The organism is Brevundimonas sp. GW821-FHT09G01 (assembly GCF_059416065.1).
Window position 1 is genome coordinate 62,377 of sequence record NZ_JBWKOL010000006.1, and the last position, 14,102, is coordinate 76,478.

Here is a 14,102-nt window from a genome sequence, read left to right on the forward strand (position 1 = left end):
CTGAACGGCGGCAAGCGATCCGGGCGTCAGCCCGTCACGCCCAGCGCGGGCGACCAGGCGCCGCTGGACAGCAGGTGAATGGCGGACATCGACAGCGTCCACAGGCTGTAGGCCAGAACGATCAGCAGGGCGCCGATCACGGCCCGTCGCCACGGCGCGAAGGCGGCGACGGCGGTCGTGGTGAAGAAGATGCCGAAACCGATCCACAGCCGCGTCGTCGACAGGGCGGCGAAACCCTCGTTCGCGGCCATAAGGCCCAGGAACAGCAGGCCGACGATGAGGTTGGCGGTCATGATGCAGCCGAAGACCAGCCGCCGGGACTTCCAGAAATGCTCATCCAGATCGATCCGCTCGTGATGACCCTCGGCGGACACGCGGGGGAAGGTCATGCTGGCGGCGACGTAGAAGGTGGCGGCGATGATCAGGCCGGCGATCAGCAGGGCCTGGCTGAACGGCGCGCCGCGGAAGATGACCCAGGCCTGGTTCCAGAACGTCGCCACATCCAGCGCCACGAAGGTCGCCAGCAGCGGGGTCAGCCAGCCGAAGCGCACCCGTTCCCGCTCCTGCAGGATGCGGGCGAAGCCGCCGACCAGTTCGGCCACCGAGAGACCCAGCAGCAGGCCGTAGAAGCTGAAGAAGAACTCGAAGGCGCTCATTTCGCGGGCGCCGTCGCCGAGGCGGCCGCCTCCCTGGCGTTCATGGCCTCAAGCATCTGTTCCGAGGAGTTGGGGAAGGCGGCCGAGGCGGCGCCCAGCACCAGATAGATGGCGATGTGGATCCCCGTCAGGGTCGCGAACGCCGCCTTGTTCCGGACGAAGGCGGCCGGGATCACCAGGGCGATATAGGCGGTCAGGGTCACGGCGTAGTTGGCGATCAGCAAGGAGCCGGCGGGCGCCGCCAGCAGGATCGGCGCGGCGACGATGAGCGCAGCGATATTGGCGGCCGTGGTCAGCAGCAGGACGAGCTTCTTGTTGGCCCAGAAATGGTCGTCCAGCGACAGGTCGTCCTCGATGGCGTGCGGGAAGACAAGCGACGCGGCGATGAAGTAGATCAGGGCGATGGCCAGGCCGACGATCAGCAGGCCGTAGCTGAACGGCAGGTCGCGGAAATTGGTCCAGGCGAAGTCCCAGAAGCTGGCGACATCGAGCCCGACGAACAACGCCAGCAGCGGGGTCAGCCAGCCGATCCGGATTCGCTTGCGATGCTGGATGGCGGTGGCCAATCCGGTGGCGATCACGGTCACCGACAGGCCCAGCACCAGGCCATAGAAGCTGAAGAAGAACTCGAACGCGCTCATGGACCCCCCGACCGGCGAAGCGCGACCCTATGAGCCCGCCGGTCCCGCGTCACCCCTTGGAAAGGCTCCAGAACGAAAAACGGGCGACGATGAGATCATCGCCGCCCGTCTGATTTCGTATGCTGAAGCCTGGGGCTCAGCCGTTCCGCTTGGCGACCAGGCGATCGACGGTGGCCTGGGCCTCGTTGCGGCGCGTGGTGTGGCCGTCGATCTCGGCGCGTTGCGCATCGGTCAGGCCGCCTGCGGCGGCGCCGTCGGCCTGCAGGGATTCGATCGTGGCGTTCAGGTCGGTGACCAGGTCCTGGGCTTCCCAGAGCTGCTGCTGCTCGGCCTGCGACAGGCGCGGCGGCGCGGCGCGGCGCGGGCGCGAGGCGCGCGCGCTATGGCGGCCGGTCAGCACCTGGGCGTCGGCGGGGGCGGGGATGGTGACCACCGGCGTCGCGAGAGCGAGGGCCAGGGCGGCGACGAGAGCGTGTTTCATGGATGGGCCTCCGGGAAGATCACTGACCCTGTTTCTAGATTACCGTTTCGTCATCTGAAAAGCGATTTTTTGACACATTCCGGAAACGATCGCGTCATCGCTGCAACACACGGCTATTTCCAGATCGGCGTTCCGTCCCCGGGCAGTCCCAGACGGCTCCACATCTCCGACACGCGGTCGACCACGTCCGGCTCCATGCGAATCTCCTCGCCCCATTCGCGCTTGGTCTCCGGCTCCCACTTGTCGGTGGCGTCCAGACCGATCTTGGAGCCCAGCCCGCTCTCAGGGCTGGCGAAGTCCAGATAGTCGATCGGGGTGTTCTCGATCAGCGTGATGTCGCGCGCCGGATCCATCTTGGTCGAAATGGCCCACATGACCTGTTTCCAGTCGCGGGCGTCGATGTCGTCGTCCACGACGATGACCCACTTGGTGTACATGAACTGGCGCAGATAGCTCCAGACGCCCAGCATCACCCGCTTGGCGTGGCCGGGGTAGGCCTTCTTCATCGACACCACGGCGATCCGGTAGGAACAGCCCTCGGGCGGCAGCCAGAAGTCGGTGATCTCCGGGAACTGCTGGCGCAGCAGGGGGATGAAGACCTCGTTCAGCGCCTCGCCCAGCACCGAGGGCTCGTCCGGCGGACGACCGGTGAAGGTGGTCAGATAGATCGGGTCGCGGCGCATGGTGATGGCCGTCACCTGGAAGACCGGGAAGGTCTCGACCGAGTTGTAGTAGCCCGTGTGGTCGCCGTAGGGGCCCTCCGCCGCGTGCTCGTCCAGCAGGACATGGCCTTCCAGCACGATCTCGGCGTTGGCCGGAACCATCAGCGGCACGGTCTTGCAGGGGACGAGCTCGGCCTTGGCGCCGCGCAACAGGCCGGCGAACTGGTATTCCGACAGGGTGTCCGGCACCGGCGTCACGGCGGCCAGAATGGTGCCCGGGTCGGCGCCGAGCACGACGGCGCAGGGCAGGGGTTCCTTCGATCCCGCCTTCTTGTGCCGGGCGTAGTGCTGGGCGCCGCCGCGGTGCGCCAGCCAGCGCATGATGGCCTTGTCCTTGCCCAGCACCTGCATGCGGTAGATGCCGAGATTGAAGTCGTCCTCGCGCGCCTCCGACGGCCCCTTGGTGACGACCAGGCCCCAGGTGATCAGCGGCGCGGGCTCGCCCGGCCAGCAGCCCTGGATTGGCAGGCTGGTCAGATCGATCTGGTCGCCTTTCAGCACGACCTGCTGCACCGGCGCGGTCTTCACGACCTTGGGCCGCATGGCCATCACCGTCTGGGCCAGCGGCAGCATCTCCATGGCGTCGCCCAGACCGCGCGGCGGCGTCGGGTTCCGCAGGAAGGCCAGCAGTTCGCCGACCTCGCGCAGCTCGGCGGCGGTGGTGCGGCTCTTCTTCTCCAGCGTCACGCCCATGGCCACGCGCTTCACCGTGCCGAACAGGTTGGCCAGGCAGGGGATGGGGCTGATCGAGCCGTCGGGCATGACCGGCTTTTCGAAGATCACCGCCGGGCCGCCGTTCCGGAGGAGGCGGGTCTGGATCTCGGTCATCTCCAGGTGGGTCGAGACGGGTTCGCTGACGCGCACCAGCTCGCCCTCGGCTTCGAGGATGTCGATGAAGTCGCGCAGCGATTTGTAGGCCATGGCTTCGCTTAAGCGGCGACGCGCGTCCTGTCACGTCGTCCGATGGTGCGGTCGATCGCCACGATGATCAGGCCGACGACGAGGAACAGGGCCAGCATGGCCGCGAACCAGAAGGCGGCCTTCGCCAGGCCCAGCGCGGGCAGGTCCACGAACCAGTACGGCCACCAGCCCGAGGCATAGCCGTGGATCGTGGTCCAGACGATGTAGACGAGCGGAACCGACAGCCACTTCACCGCGTCGATCCAGCGCAGCCGGCCCTTGGGCGTGAACAACAGCCAGTCCATCACGAAGGCGATCGGCATCACGTAGTGGAGCAGGCCGTTCGACACGAACAGCCAGCCCTGCGGATCCCAGACGTGCGAAAGCAGGAAATGATAGGTCAGGCCGACCACGGCGATGAACATCGCCACCGCCGCCCGGATGCCTTCGCTCAGGCTCCAGCGGCCCAGGGCGCTGTTCGGGAACAACGCCGGGGCGGTCAGGGCCAGCGCCACGACCACATTCATCAGGACGGTGAAATAGCTGAAGAAATTCAGCGTAAGCTCGCCGGCGCCCTTGCCGCTGTCGCCGGTCAACGTCAGCCAGTACTGCAGGCCGATGGCGAACCAGCCGACCAGGGCGAAGACCGCGCGGTAAGCCCGGGCGGCGCCCATCAATAAGCCCTTGAGTCAGACACCAGCGCCCACAGCGGCAGGCGCAGGGCGGCGGTGGCCGCGCCGATGCGCAGGCTGTCGAGGTGCGCCCGGCCGGCTTCGGCGCGGCGTTCCTCCTCGGGGGTCATGTCCAGCAGGCGCGCCATGTCGTCCACGCTCCAGCCGCGCTCTTCGCGCCACCGCTTCAGTCTTGCGCCGACCGCCGCGTCCGACGGATCGACGCCGGGGAAACCCAGCACCGAACCCATGGTCTTCTCCCTTGGCGCTATCGGCGTTCGCCTGCTTGAGCGCCGATACTCCCAGAGGGCGCCCTCTAGGCGGAGCGCCTCACGCCCATTCTTCATCCCATTGGAAGGCCTTGTCGAGCCAGTCGCCGAGACGGCCGTCCGGACGGGCCAGGGCGTGGATGCGATCCATCTCCTCGCCCGACAGTTCGAAGTCGAAGATGTCGAAGCTTTCCTCGGCGCGGCTGACCTTGGTCGTGCGCGGGATGGCGATGACGCCCTGCTGGATCAGCCAGCGGAGGGTGACCTGGCCCGCGGACTTGCCGTGCGCCTCGCCGATCGCGTTCAGGGTCGGATCGTCGGCGATATTGCCCTGGGCCAGCGGCGACCAGGCGGTGATCGAAGAGCCCAGCGCCTTCGCCGCCGCGATCAGCTTCGTCAGCTTCAGATAGGGATGGTACTCGACCTGGTTGGTGATCAGCTTCGCCTTCGACAGGCTCTGGGCGCGGGCGAATTCGGCCGACGGGAAGTTGGACAGGCCGATGCTCTTGGTCAGGCCCTGCTCCAGCGCCTCGTTGAGCGCGCCCAGCGTCTCCTCGAACGCCGGCTCGGCCTTGGGCCAGTGCAGCAGCAGCAGGTCGGGGGTGAAGCCCAGGCTGTCCGCCGACTCCTTCGCCTGTTTCAGCAGGCCGGCGCGGTCGAAATGGGCGACCCAGATCTTGGTGGTCAGCCAGATGTCCTCGCGCTTCACATCGCCGGCGGCGATGGCGTCGCGGATGCCGTCCCCGACGGCGGCCTCGTTCTTGTAGATCCAGGCGGTGTCGATGTGCCGGTAACCGATGCGCAGGGCCTCGGCGACCATGCGGCGCGCGTCGGCCGGTTCGAGGTTCCAGGTGCCGAAGCCCAGCAGGGGGATGGTGTGGCCGTCGACGGTGATCGTGGGCTGGTCGGTCATGGGAACGCTCCGGGAAGGGTGCGCTTACCTATGTGCGGACGGCCCGGGTTCAAGCAGCCAGTCGAACATCTCATCCCAGAGCCGCTCCATGCCCCTGCGGAACGCGCCCTCGTGACCGATCCGTTTCACGCCGAAATCGGTCGGGGCGTGGACGGTCATCTCGCGCGGGGCGTTGGGGTAGATCTGCAGCAGGATCGGCGAGGTGACGGGCGTGGCGATGGGGTCGTCCGTGAAGATCCACGAGCGGATCGGGGCCGTGACCGCGTCGAAATGGTGCGGCTTCAGCCCGTCCTTCAGCTCATCGAGGAAGTAGGGCTCCTTCAGGCACCAGCGCCGCCAGGTCTCCCAGACGCCGCGCGGCAGGTCGGTCCCGGCCCACAGCCCGCCGCCCTTGATGTAGCCGTGCCGGGCCAGGCTCCATGGGCCGAAGCCGAACCAGAAGAACAGCTCCATTGGATTGTAGGACCGGTGATGCCGCCCCCAGTAGCCGCTGCCGACCGAGACGAAGGCGTGCCTGGCGATACGGTCCTGATTTGCCATGAAGCCGAGGAAATGGCCGCCGACGCTATGGCCGACGTGGACGACCGGCAGGCCCGGCGCAGCCTCGATAAGAGCGTCCAGCGCGGCGGGCATGTCCAGGCGGCCCCAGTCGACATAGTCCATCTTCATCGCCGCCAGATCCTCGGGCCGGGATCCGGCGATGCCGCGGAAATCATAGGTCAGCACCGCCGCGCCCCGGTGCGCCAGATGCCGGGCGAAGCGGTCGTAGAAGCCCTTGGGGAAGCCGGTCCCGGAACTCATCAGAACGGCCATGGTCGGCGATTGCGCCGAGACAAGCCGCATCGCCAGCGGATAGCCGTCGGTCGCCGGAGCGATGAAGTCGCGGATGATCAGATCGGTCACGGCCATGGCCTGGAATAGGGTCCGTATTGATTTGCAACGAACCTAGTCGATTGACCCCACGTCAGGTCAAGAGCTTGGAGCCGGGCGGCGGACCGGCTAAAGGCGGCGGCTGATTTGCTGAAGAGCCCCACCATGACCGACCTTCCCGACCGCCTGTCCGTCGATCCCGACAGCGCCTTCCACGACGCCGACGTCCTGGCGCAGGGCATCGGCGTCCGCTTCAAGGGCGAAGAGAAGACCAACGTCGAGGAATACTGCATCTCGGAAGGCTGGGTCCGTCTGGCCGTCGGCAACCGCGTCGACCGCCGCGGCAAGGCCCTGACCGTCAAGCTGCAGGGGCCGGTCGAGGTCTGGGTCAAGGGCGAGTAGTCGCCCTTATGGCGGCAGCAGGAAAACTGCGGCCGCCGATGCTTCCCGCCCCGGAAATCGCGGTCTAGGGTCCCGGCCTCGTTGCTGAGTCCCTCGGAGCCGTCATGCGCCTGTCCGCCCGCCTTCTCGCCGCCAGCGCGATCGCGCTCAGCTTCGCCGCCCCGGCCCTCGCGCAGGACGCCGCGACCGTCCAGCGGGCTGAGCGCATCCGCGACGCGGCGCTCCAGCAGAACATCGCCTTGGACTACGTCACCCGGCTGACCACCCGCTTCGGTGCGCGTCCGGCCGGATCGAAGTCCGAGCAGGACGCCGCGGCCTGGGCCGCCGGCTACATGCGCGAGCACGGCTTCCAGAACGTGCGTATCGAGACCTTCCCCCTGGTCGGCTGGGAGCGCGGCGAGGAGAGCGCCTCCATCGTCGGCGCTCATCCGCAGCGTCTGGTCGTCGCCGCCCTGGGCCATTCGCCCGGCACCAATGGGGTGATCGAGGCCGAGGTGGTGCGCTTCACCAGCCTGGAGGCCCTGAACGCCGCCCCCGCCGGCTCCCTGGCGGGCAAGATCGCCTATGTCGACGCGGGCCAGATGGTGCGCATGCAGGACGGCGCCGGCTACGGTCCCCTGACCCGCATCCGCGGCGCCGGCCCGGGCGCGGCCGCGGCCAAGGGCGCGGTGGCCTTCATCATGCGCTCGGTCGGTTCGGACGAGCATCGCATGCCGCACACCGGCACCACCCGTTACATCGAGGGCCGCGTGCCCCTGCCGGGCTTCGCCCTGTCGGCCCCGGACGCCAGCCAGCTGTCTCGCCTGATCGCCGGCGGCGAGACCGTCCGCCTGCGCCTGTCCTCCACGGCCCACACCTATGAGACGGTGTCCCAGAACGTCGTCGGCGAGATCACCGGCGCCTCGCGCCCCAATGAGGTGATCGTGCTGGGCTCGCATATGGACAGCTGGGACCTGGGCACCGGCGCCATCGACGACGGCGCCGGCGGGGCCATCACCCTGGCCGCCGCCAAGGCCATCGCCGAAAGCGGCCGCCGTCCGGCGCGGACGGTGCGCGTGGTGCTGTACGGTTCGGAAGAGGTGGCCCAGCCCACCGACACCGGCAACGGCGGCGGCGCCTATCTGCGCGGCATCGGCGCGGCGGTGGAGCAGCACATCATCGCCGGCGAGAGCGACTTCGGCGCCGACCGCGTCTACGCCTTCGGCCTGCCGCCCGGCGCCCAGGGCTCGGACTTCGCCAGGATCGCGGGTCGGGTGCTGTATCCGATCGGTGTCCTGCCCTCGCCGGACCCCGAACTGCACGGCGGCGCCGACGTAGGGCCGCTGGCGGAGGCGGGCGTGCCGGTGTTCGGCCTGAACCAGGACGGCACCCGCTACTTCGACCTGCACCACACCGCCGACGACACCCTGGACAAGATCGATCCGGCCCAGCTGAGCCAGAACGTCGCCGCCTGGGCCGCGCTGGTCTATCTGGTCGCCGATTCCGACGTCGACTTCCGCGCCATGCGTCCGGCGACGGCGGCGGCCCACTGAGACCGAACACCGCCGCGGGCGTGGCGAAATGGTAGACGCACCGGACTTAAAATCCGGGTCCTCTGGAGTGTCGGTTCGAGTCCGACCGCCCGCACCAGCTCCCGGTCAGCCGACCAGCGCTTGCCGGTCGCGTTCCAGGAAGGCGACGATGTCGGCCGGCGTCGCTCTCGGCGTGCGGGTGTGCGGATAGGCGTGCGCGGTGCGCGGCTTCCGGTCGAACCACAGTTCATCGACCACCTCCGGCGGGCGGGTCGCGGCCAGCCAGTCGATAGTGTCGGCGCCCTCGTCGTCGTTGCGCAGGATCGGAGCCAGGATCTTGCGGAACTTGGGCAGGGAGGTCTTCACCCCCGCCGTGTCGGCCCAGCCCGGATGGACCGCGTAGGTCCTGGCCCCAATGTCGGCGAAGGCCGCGCGCCAGTGCTCGGTCAGCGCCACCTGGGCCCGCTTGTGGGCCGCGTAGGCGGCGAAGCCGTTGAACTTCTCTACCGGGATGTTCAGCATCGATTTGGTCAGCGGCAGATTGTAGAGGCCGCCCGAGACCACATTAATGATCGCCGCTTCCGAGGCCAACAGGCCCTCGGCGTGCATCTGTTCCGTCAGGATGTAGTGACCCAGCAGATTGGTGGCGTAGGAGGTCTCCAGCCGCTCGGCCGTCGCCTGGTAGGACCGCATCAGCAGGCCGACATTGTTGACCAGAACGTCGAACTTCAGGGCGGCGATCTCCGGCCGGCGGGTCAGGTCGGACACCGCCCGCATGGATGACAGGTCGCAGACGACCGGAACGATCCGTCCGGACGCCCCCGCCGCCGCGGCCTGAAGCGCATCCAGCGCGGCGACATTGCGCCCGACCGCGTACACCGTGGCCCCCTTGCGCACGGCGCGCAGCGCCGCCGCCCGCCCCAGCCCGCCGGTCGCGCCGGTGACCAGCCAGGTCTGTCCGGAATAGTCCGCGCGAACCGGCTTGAACGGCAGGCCGCGGGCGATGTAGCCGACGCGGGTGAATGACGGCGCGAAGCGTGCGTAGAAATTCACAGACTTCATAAGGGCTTGCAGGAAGGGCAGCTCAGCCATCGGATATCCTCCAAAGCGCGTACGTCGTCGCTTTCGTAAACATACTAATCAAGCGGGACGGCTTGGCAACCGGCTTGCGTTTCTGGACTGATGGCGTATCGGTTCGGAATCGCAAGTCACAGGATCCGCTTCGAATGACCAGACCGATCCGCGTGATCCAGTGGGCGACCGGCTCCATGGGACGGGCCTGCCTGCGCGCCGTGATCGACGATCCGCGCTTCGAACTGGTCGGTCTGTTCGTCTATGGCGCGGCCAAGGCCGGGCGTGACGCCGGGGATATCGCGCGGCGCGATCCGACCGGGGTGATCGCCACCCGCGCCATCGAGGACATCCTGGCGCTGGACGCCGACGTGGTGCTGCACTGCCCGATGTTGCCGGATCCCTATGACGGGCATGACGCCGACGTCCGGCGTCTGCTGGAGGCAGGCAAGAACGTCATCTCGATCAACAACTACTTCGAGCCCGCCGCCCTGGGAGCCGCCTATGCGGCGACCCTGTCGCAGAGCGCGCTGAAGGGCGGCGCGACCCTGGCCGGGACGGGGGTGAATCCGGGCTGGGTGGCGGAGCGGATGGCGGCCAACGCCGTCAGCCTGTGCCTGTCCCACCGCAACGTCGCGACCCGCGAAATCATTGACTGTGCGACGGTTCCCAACCCCGACTATGTCTTCGGCGCACTCGGCTTCGGCGCCGATCCGGCGTCGATCGACCTGGTGGACGGCCCGCTGGCGCGAACCTTCGACCGCATGTTCGCCCAGAGTGTCGAGGGGCTGGCGCAACGCATCGGTCTGAAGCTGGACGGGTATGAGTCCGACCACGAACTGCGCACCGCCGAGCTCGACCTCATCGTCGCGGCGGGCATCATCCCTCGGGGCACGGTGGCGGCGACGACCTGGCGGGTGCACGGCCTCGCCGACGGCGTCCGCCGCATCACCCACGAGGTCAACTGGATCATGGACCCGGCTGACCCGGCCTTCGCCGGCAAGCCGCACTGGCGGATCGAGGTCGACGGCCTGCCCGGGCTGAAGATCGCCATGGACCTGGTCGACACCGCGCCGGCGGGCGTGCGCACCAAGCCAGAGCAGTTCGCGGTCGCCGGCATGGTCCTGGACGCCATCCCGCGCGTGGTCGCGGCGCCGCCGGGCCTCCTCCGCCTCTGATGTCAGCGGGTTGCCCGCTAACAAAAGTCATGTCACTTTCATTCAAAGACTAAAAAGAACGAACCGAGGAAACGACCATGGCCGACCGTGATCCCGAGGTGCAGGCGCTTCTCGACAAGAAGGCGATCGAGGAGACCCTGCTGCTGTTTCTGCGCGGCTGCGACCGCGCCGACGCGGACCTGGTCGAGCGCGCCTACTGGCCCGACGGTTGGGAGGACCACGGCGGCACCTTCAACGGCCCGGCGTCCGAATGGGTCGCCGTCGTCAAGGAGCGCCTGCCCAAGGCCGGGCTGATGAACCATCTGGCCATGAACCTGGTCATCGAGCTGAAGAACGCCACGACGGCCACGGCCGAATGCTACATCCTCACCGCCTCGCGCCTGAAGGTGAAGGGCGAGCTGTTCGACACCCGCACCCTGGCCCGGTGCGTCGATCAGATGGAGAAGCGCGGGAACGAATGGCGGATCCTGCGCCGCACCATGTGCTGGGAGTGGAACGAGGAACACGAGATTTCGGAGACCTGGGCGCGCGGGGCGATCACCAACGATCCGACCCAGCTGCGCCGCGGCGCCAAGAAGCCCGACGACATCATCTACACCGCCGCCTGAGGTCCGATCATGGAAGTCCAGGGCTGTGTCGCCATCGTCACCGGCGCCAATCGCGGGATCGGCGAGGCCTTCGTCCGCGTGCTGATGCAGGAAGGGGCGGCCAGGGTCTATGCCGGCGCCCGCGATCCCGCCTCGGCGAAACATCTCGAGGATGAGTTTCCCGGCCGCGTCGTCGCGGTGCGCCTCGACGTGTCGAAGCCGGAGCAGATCACGGCCGCGGCCGCCGCCTGTCCGGACGTCTCGGTCGTGGTCAACAACGCCGGCGCCTTCAACAACCAGCTGCTGATCGGCGCCGACGACCTGTCGGCCGCGCGCGAGGAGATGGAGGTCAACTATTTCGGCCCCGTCTCCATGGCCCGCGCCTTCGCGCCCATCCTGAAGGCCAACGGCGGCGGCGCCATCCTGAACGTCCTCTCGGTCGGCGGCATCCTCGCCGCGCCGAACATGGGGGGCTACAGCCCGTCCAAATTCGCCATGCGCGCCGCCGGGACGTGCATCCGCGCCGAGCTGGCCGGGCAGGGCACGACCGTCACCTCGCTGATCGTCGGCTCGGTCGACACGCGCATGGCCGCGCATGTGAAGGGGGCCAAGGAGGCGCCTGAGGACGTCGCCCGGGCCGCCATGCGCGGCATCACCCGGGGCACGGACGAGATCGACACAGACCGCTTCGCCATCGAGATGCGCGCCGCCAAGGCGCGCGATCCCAAGGGGTTGGAGCGGCAGATGGCCAAGGCCGTCTTCGTCAAGGAACCGTCGACCGGCCGCTAGCGCCGGCGCCACAAGGGGAGGGAAGTCCAATGCCTGCTGTTCAGGAGATCGCCACGATCCTGGGGATCAACCTCGGGATCTGTATCGCGTCCTTCGTCATCCTCTGGGCCATCGGCTGCGCACTGAAGGACGTCACCTTCGTCGACGCCTGGTGGGCGCTGGGACTGGCCTTCATGGCGGTGACCACCTTCTTCCAGGCCGACGGCGCCGATGCGCGGATGCAGCTCCTGCTCGCGCTCGCCTGCGTCTGGGGCCTGCGCCTGGGCCTCTACATCCTGTGGCGCTGGCGCTCCCACGGACCCGACCGCCGCTACGTGAAGATGCTCAGCCGCGCGCAGGAGACCAAGGGCTGGAGCTTCCCCGTCGCCTCCTGGCGGCTGGTCTTCATGTTCCAGGCCCCGATCCTGTGGGTGGTCAGTATGCCGGTCCAGCTGGGCCAGCTGTCGGCCACGCCCGCGGCCATCGGCACGCTGGGCTGGATCGGCGCCGGCCTGGTCGTCTTCGGCATCCTGTTCGAGAGCCTGGCCGACTTCCAGCTGGTCCGCTTCAAGGCGAACAAGGCCAATGAGGGCAAGGTGCTGGACGCCGGCCTGTGGCGCTACACCCGCCATCCCAACTACTTCGGCGACCTCTGCGTCTGGTTCGGCCTGTGGGCCATCGCGGCGGAGACCGGCCTGATCGGCGTCGCCTCCATCGTCGGGCCGCTGCTCCTGCTGCTGATGTTCGTGAAGTACAGCGGCGGGCCGTCCTACGAGAAGCGGCTGACCTATCAGCGCCCCGGCTATGCCGAGTATATCGCCCGCACAAGTTCCCTCATCCCCTGGCCGCCGAAGAAGGCCGCTCCGGAGGTCGTGTGAAGCGCCCGTCCACCCCACGCGTCATGTCCACCCCCGGGATCGGCGAGATGTCGCCCCGGGGCATGGGCGCCCTTCTGGACATCCACGCGGCCCGCGATCCGGACCGCCCGGCCCTGTCCTTCGAAGGCGAGACCCTGACCCGCGCCGCGCTGGCGTCGCGGGTCAATCGCCGCGCCCGGACCCTGGCGCGGCTGGGCGTGGAGGCGGGAGACTTCGTCGCCATCGCCCTGCCCAACACCCCGGCCTTCCTCGAACTGGCCTTCGCCGTCTGGGCCCTGGGCGCCACGCCCGCGCCCCTGTCGCACAAGCTGCCGGCGGCGGAGCTGGAGGGCGTCCTCGACCTGCTCAAGCCCCGGCTGGTGGTGATCAACGACGCGGCCAAGGCCGGCGGCTGGCCCGCCTTCGCGGAGGCCGACACCTTCGACGCGGCGGCCGATGACAGCCCCCTGCCGGAGAAGATCGCCCCGCACCTGAAGGCCATCGCCTCGGGCGGCAGCACCGGTCGGCCCAAGGTCATCGTCGACATGTCGCCGGGCGTCGCCGATCCGGACAGACCCCTGCTGGGCATGCTGCCGGACGACGACGTGTTGATGAATCCCGGGCCGCTGTACCACGCGGCCCCCTTCGGCATGACCTGCTTCGCCCTGGGCTGGGGCCTGCACGTGGTGCTGATGCCGCGCTTCGACGCCGAGGAAGCCCTCCGCCTGATCGAGCGCCACAGGGTGCGCTGGCTGTTCCAGGTGCCGACCATGATGCACCGTATCTGGGCCCTGCCGGAGGCGGTGAAGGCCCGCTACGACATCTCGTCCCTGGACGCCGTCATGCACATCGCCGCGCCGTGTCCGCCGTGGCTCAAGCAGGCCTGGATCGACTGGGTCGGCCCCGAGACGGTGTGGGAGCTCTACACCGGCACCGAGGCCATGGGCGGCACCGGCATCAACGGCCTGCAGTGGCTTGAGAAGCCCGGCTCGGTCGGCCGGGTCCTGCCCGGCTACCAGATGCAGGTGCTGCGTCCGGACGGCTCGGCCTGCGACGTGGACGAGGTCGGCGAGATCTTCTTCCGGCCCCTGCGAGGGCAGGGGACCACCTACCGCTACCTGGGCGCCGAGCCCAAGGCGGTGGGCGAGTTCGAGACCCTGGGCGACATGGGCCGGCTGGACGCCGACGGCTATCTCTTCCTCGCGGACCGTCGGGTGGACATGATCCTGTCGGGCGGCGCCAACGTCTATCCGGCCGAGGTCGAGGCGGCGATCGACGCCTTCCCCGGCGTCCAGTGCAGCGTTGTGATCGGCCTGCCGGACAACGACCTGGGCCAGCGCGTCCACGCCATCGTCGAGACCGCGGACGGGCGGCTGGACGCCGCGGCGCTGACGGCCTTCCTCGCCGAGCGCATCGCCCGCTACAAGCAGCCGCGCAGCTTCGAGGCGACCGCCGAAAGGCTCCGCGACGACGCCGGCAAGGTGCGTCGGGGCCAGCTTCGGGCGGAGCGGATCTGACGTTTCTCCCTCCCCCCTGTGGGAGGGATGTCGGCGCGCAGCGACGACAGGGTGGGGGGCTGTGCGGTTGCTCCCCACCCGTCTCGCT

16 protein-coding genes and 1 tRNA gene are annotated in these 14,102 nt (G+C 68.6%); 8 read left to right on the plus strand and 9 right to left on the minus strand.

Translation table 11 applies throughout. The features are described 5' to 3' along the window. Positions 1–26: 26 nt before the first annotated feature. The 8 genes from AC07NB_RS12470 to AC07NB_RS12505 form a co-directional block, all read right to left on the minus strand. Positions 27–656, minus strand: a complete 630-nt coding sequence (locus tag AC07NB_RS12470) for a hypothetical protein (RefSeq protein WP_494571461.1) — start codon at positions 654–656, stop codon at positions 27–29. Further along, positions 653–1,297, minus strand: a complete 645-nt coding sequence (locus AC07NB_RS12475) for a hypothetical protein (RefSeq protein ID WP_494571460.1) — start codon at positions 1,295–1,297, stop codon at positions 653–655. Before AC07NB_RS12475 ends, AC07NB_RS12470 begins: the two co-directional genes overlap by 4 nt. Before the next feature lie 136 nt (positions 1,298–1,433). Continuing rightward, positions 1,434–1,778, minus strand: a complete 345-nt coding sequence (locus AC07NB_RS12480; protein WP_492312560.1) for a hypothetical protein — start codon at positions 1,776–1,778, stop codon at positions 1,434–1,436. Positions 1,779–1,891: 113 nt separating this feature from the next. Then, on the minus strand, positions 1,892–3,421 hold the full coding sequence (locus AC07NB_RS12485) for a UbiD family decarboxylase (protein ID WP_494571459.1): 1,530 nt from the start codon (positions 3,419–3,421) through the stop codon (positions 1,892–1,894). 8 nt (positions 3,422–3,429) lie between these two features. Next, complete coding sequence (locus tag AC07NB_RS12490; RefSeq protein WP_494571458.1) at positions 3,430–4,074, minus strand: Pr6Pr family membrane protein; 645 nt, start codon at positions 4,072–4,074, stop codon at positions 3,430–3,432. After that, positions 4,074–4,322 (minus strand): helix-turn-helix domain-containing protein, encoded by a 249-nt coding sequence (locus AC07NB_RS12495; protein WP_291838977.1) that lies wholly within the window; start codon positions 4,320–4,322, stop codon positions 4,074–4,076. The genes AC07NB_RS12490 and AC07NB_RS12495 overlap by 1 nt, the downstream gene beginning before the upstream one ends. Before the next feature lie 79 nt (positions 4,323–4,401). Continuing rightward, on the minus strand, positions 4,402–5,253 hold the full coding sequence (locus AC07NB_RS12500) for an aldo/keto reductase (RefSeq protein ID WP_494571457.1): 852 nt from the start codon (positions 5,251–5,253) through the stop codon (positions 4,402–4,404). Positions 5,254–5,277: 24 nt separating this feature from the next. Further along, complete coding sequence (locus tag AC07NB_RS12505; RefSeq protein WP_494571456.1) at positions 5,278–6,156, minus strand: alpha/beta hydrolase family protein; 879 nt, start codon at positions 6,154–6,156, stop codon at positions 5,278–5,280. Between the two features lie 132 nt (positions 6,157–6,288). Between AC07NB_RS12505 and AC07NB_RS12510 the strand changes: the two genes are divergently transcribed. The 3 genes from AC07NB_RS12510 (at position 6,289) to AC07NB_RS12520 (ending at position 8,154) form a co-directional block, all read left to right on the plus strand. Continuing rightward, positions 6,289–6,525 (plus strand): DUF3297 family protein, encoded by a 237-nt coding sequence (locus tag AC07NB_RS12510; RefSeq protein WP_494571455.1) that lies wholly within the window; start codon positions 6,289–6,291, stop codon positions 6,523–6,525. 104 nt (positions 6,526–6,629) lie between these two features. Next, positions 6,630–8,057: a M20/M25/M40 family metallo-hydrolase gene (locus tag AC07NB_RS12515; protein WP_494571454.1), complete on the plus strand. Its 1,428-nt coding sequence runs from the start codon at positions 6,630–6,632 to the stop codon at positions 8,055–8,057. A gap of 14 nt (positions 8,058–8,071) precedes the next feature. Next, positions 8,072–8,154, plus strand: a tRNA-Leu gene (locus AC07NB_RS12520). A gap of 8 nt (positions 8,155–8,162) precedes the next feature. Here AC07NB_RS12520 and AC07NB_RS12525 read toward each other — a convergent pair. Continuing rightward, positions 8,163–9,128, minus strand: a complete 966-nt coding sequence (locus tag AC07NB_RS12525; RefSeq protein WP_494571453.1) for an SDR family NAD(P)-dependent oxidoreductase — start codon at positions 9,126–9,128, stop codon at positions 8,163–8,165. A 134-nt stretch (positions 9,129–9,262) separates the two neighbouring features. On the opposite strand from AC07NB_RS12525, the gene AC07NB_RS12530 reads away from it, so the two are divergent. From AC07NB_RS12530 to AC07NB_RS12550, 5 genes are all read left to right on the plus strand, one after another. Then, the gene (locus AC07NB_RS12530) at positions 9,263–10,285 is read left to right on the plus strand and encodes an NAD(P)H-dependent amine dehydrogenase family protein (protein WP_494571452.1); all 1,023 of its coding nucleotides are present in this window, start codon (positions 9,263–9,265) and stop codon (positions 10,283–10,285) included. Positions 10,286–10,362: 77 nt separating this feature from the next. Further along, positions 10,363–10,893, plus strand: a complete 531-nt coding sequence (locus AC07NB_RS12535) for a nuclear transport factor 2 family protein (protein ID WP_494571451.1) — start codon at positions 10,363–10,365, stop codon at positions 10,891–10,893. Positions 10,894–10,902: 9 nt separating this feature from the next. Continuing rightward, entirely contained in the window at positions 10,903–11,661 is a 759-nt protein-coding gene (locus tag AC07NB_RS12540; protein WP_494571450.1) for an SDR family oxidoreductase, read from the plus strand. Positions 11,662–11,690: 29 nt separating this feature from the next. Beyond that, positions 11,691–12,518, plus strand: coding sequence for a DUF1295 domain-containing protein (locus tag AC07NB_RS12545; protein WP_291832722.1), 828 nt, complete (start codon positions 11,691–11,693; stop codon positions 12,516–12,518). Further along, entirely contained in the window at positions 12,515–14,014 is a 1,500-nt protein-coding gene (locus tag AC07NB_RS12550) for an AMP-binding protein (protein WP_494571449.1), read from the plus strand. Before AC07NB_RS12545 ends, AC07NB_RS12550 begins: the two co-directional genes overlap by 4 nt. The last annotated feature ends 88 nt before the right edge of the window (positions 14,015–14,102 follow it).

Coding starts and splice junctions, on each gene's coding strand:
- AC07NB_RS12470 (WP_494571461.1), bottom strand. CDS start 656: ATGAGCGCCTTCGAGTTCTTCTTCAGCTTCTACGGCCTGCTGCTGGGT.
- AC07NB_RS12475 (WP_494571460.1), bottom strand. CDS start 1,297: ATGAGCGCGTTCGAGTTCTTCTTCAGCTTCTATGGCCTGGTGCTGGGC.
- AC07NB_RS12480 (WP_492312560.1), bottom strand. CDS start 1,778: ATGAAACACGCTCTCGTCGCCGCCCTGGCCCTCGCTCTCGCGACGCCG.
- AC07NB_RS12485 (WP_494571459.1), bottom strand. CDS start 3,421: ATGGCCTACAAATCGCTGCGCGACTTCATCGACATCCTCGAAGCCGAG.
- AC07NB_RS12490 (WP_494571458.1), bottom strand. CDS start 4,074: ATGGGCGCCGCCCGGGCTTACCGCGCGGTCTTCGCCCTGGTCGGCTGG.
- AC07NB_RS12495 (WP_291838977.1), bottom strand. CDS start 4,322: ATGGGTTCGGTGCTGGGTTTCCCCGGCGTCGATCCGTCGGACGCGGCG.
- AC07NB_RS12500 (WP_494571457.1), bottom strand. CDS start 5,253: ATGACCGACCAGCCCACGATCACCGTCGACGGCCACACCATCCCCCTG.
- AC07NB_RS12510 (WP_494571455.1), top strand. CDS start 6,289: ATGACCGACCTTCCCGACCGCCTGTCCGTCGATCCCGACAGCGCCTTC.
- AC07NB_RS12515 (WP_494571454.1), top strand. CDS start 6,630: ATGCGCCTGTCCGCCCGCCTTCTCGCCGCCAGCGCGATCGCGCTCAGC.
- AC07NB_RS12525 (WP_494571453.1), bottom strand. CDS start 9,128: ATGGCTGAGCTGCCCTTCCTGCAAGCCCTTATGAAGTCTGTGAATTTC.
- AC07NB_RS12530 (WP_494571452.1), top strand. CDS start 9,263: ATGACCAGACCGATCCGCGTGATCCAGTGGGCGACCGGCTCCATGGGA.
- AC07NB_RS12535 (WP_494571451.1), top strand. CDS start 10,363: ATGGCCGACCGTGATCCCGAGGTGCAGGCGCTTCTCGACAAGAAGGCG.
- AC07NB_RS12540 (WP_494571450.1), top strand. CDS start 10,903: ATGGAAGTCCAGGGCTGTGTCGCCATCGTCACCGGCGCCAATCGCGGG.
- AC07NB_RS12545 (WP_291832722.1), top strand. CDS start 11,691: ATGCCTGCTGTTCAGGAGATCGCCACGATCCTGGGGATCAACCTCGGG.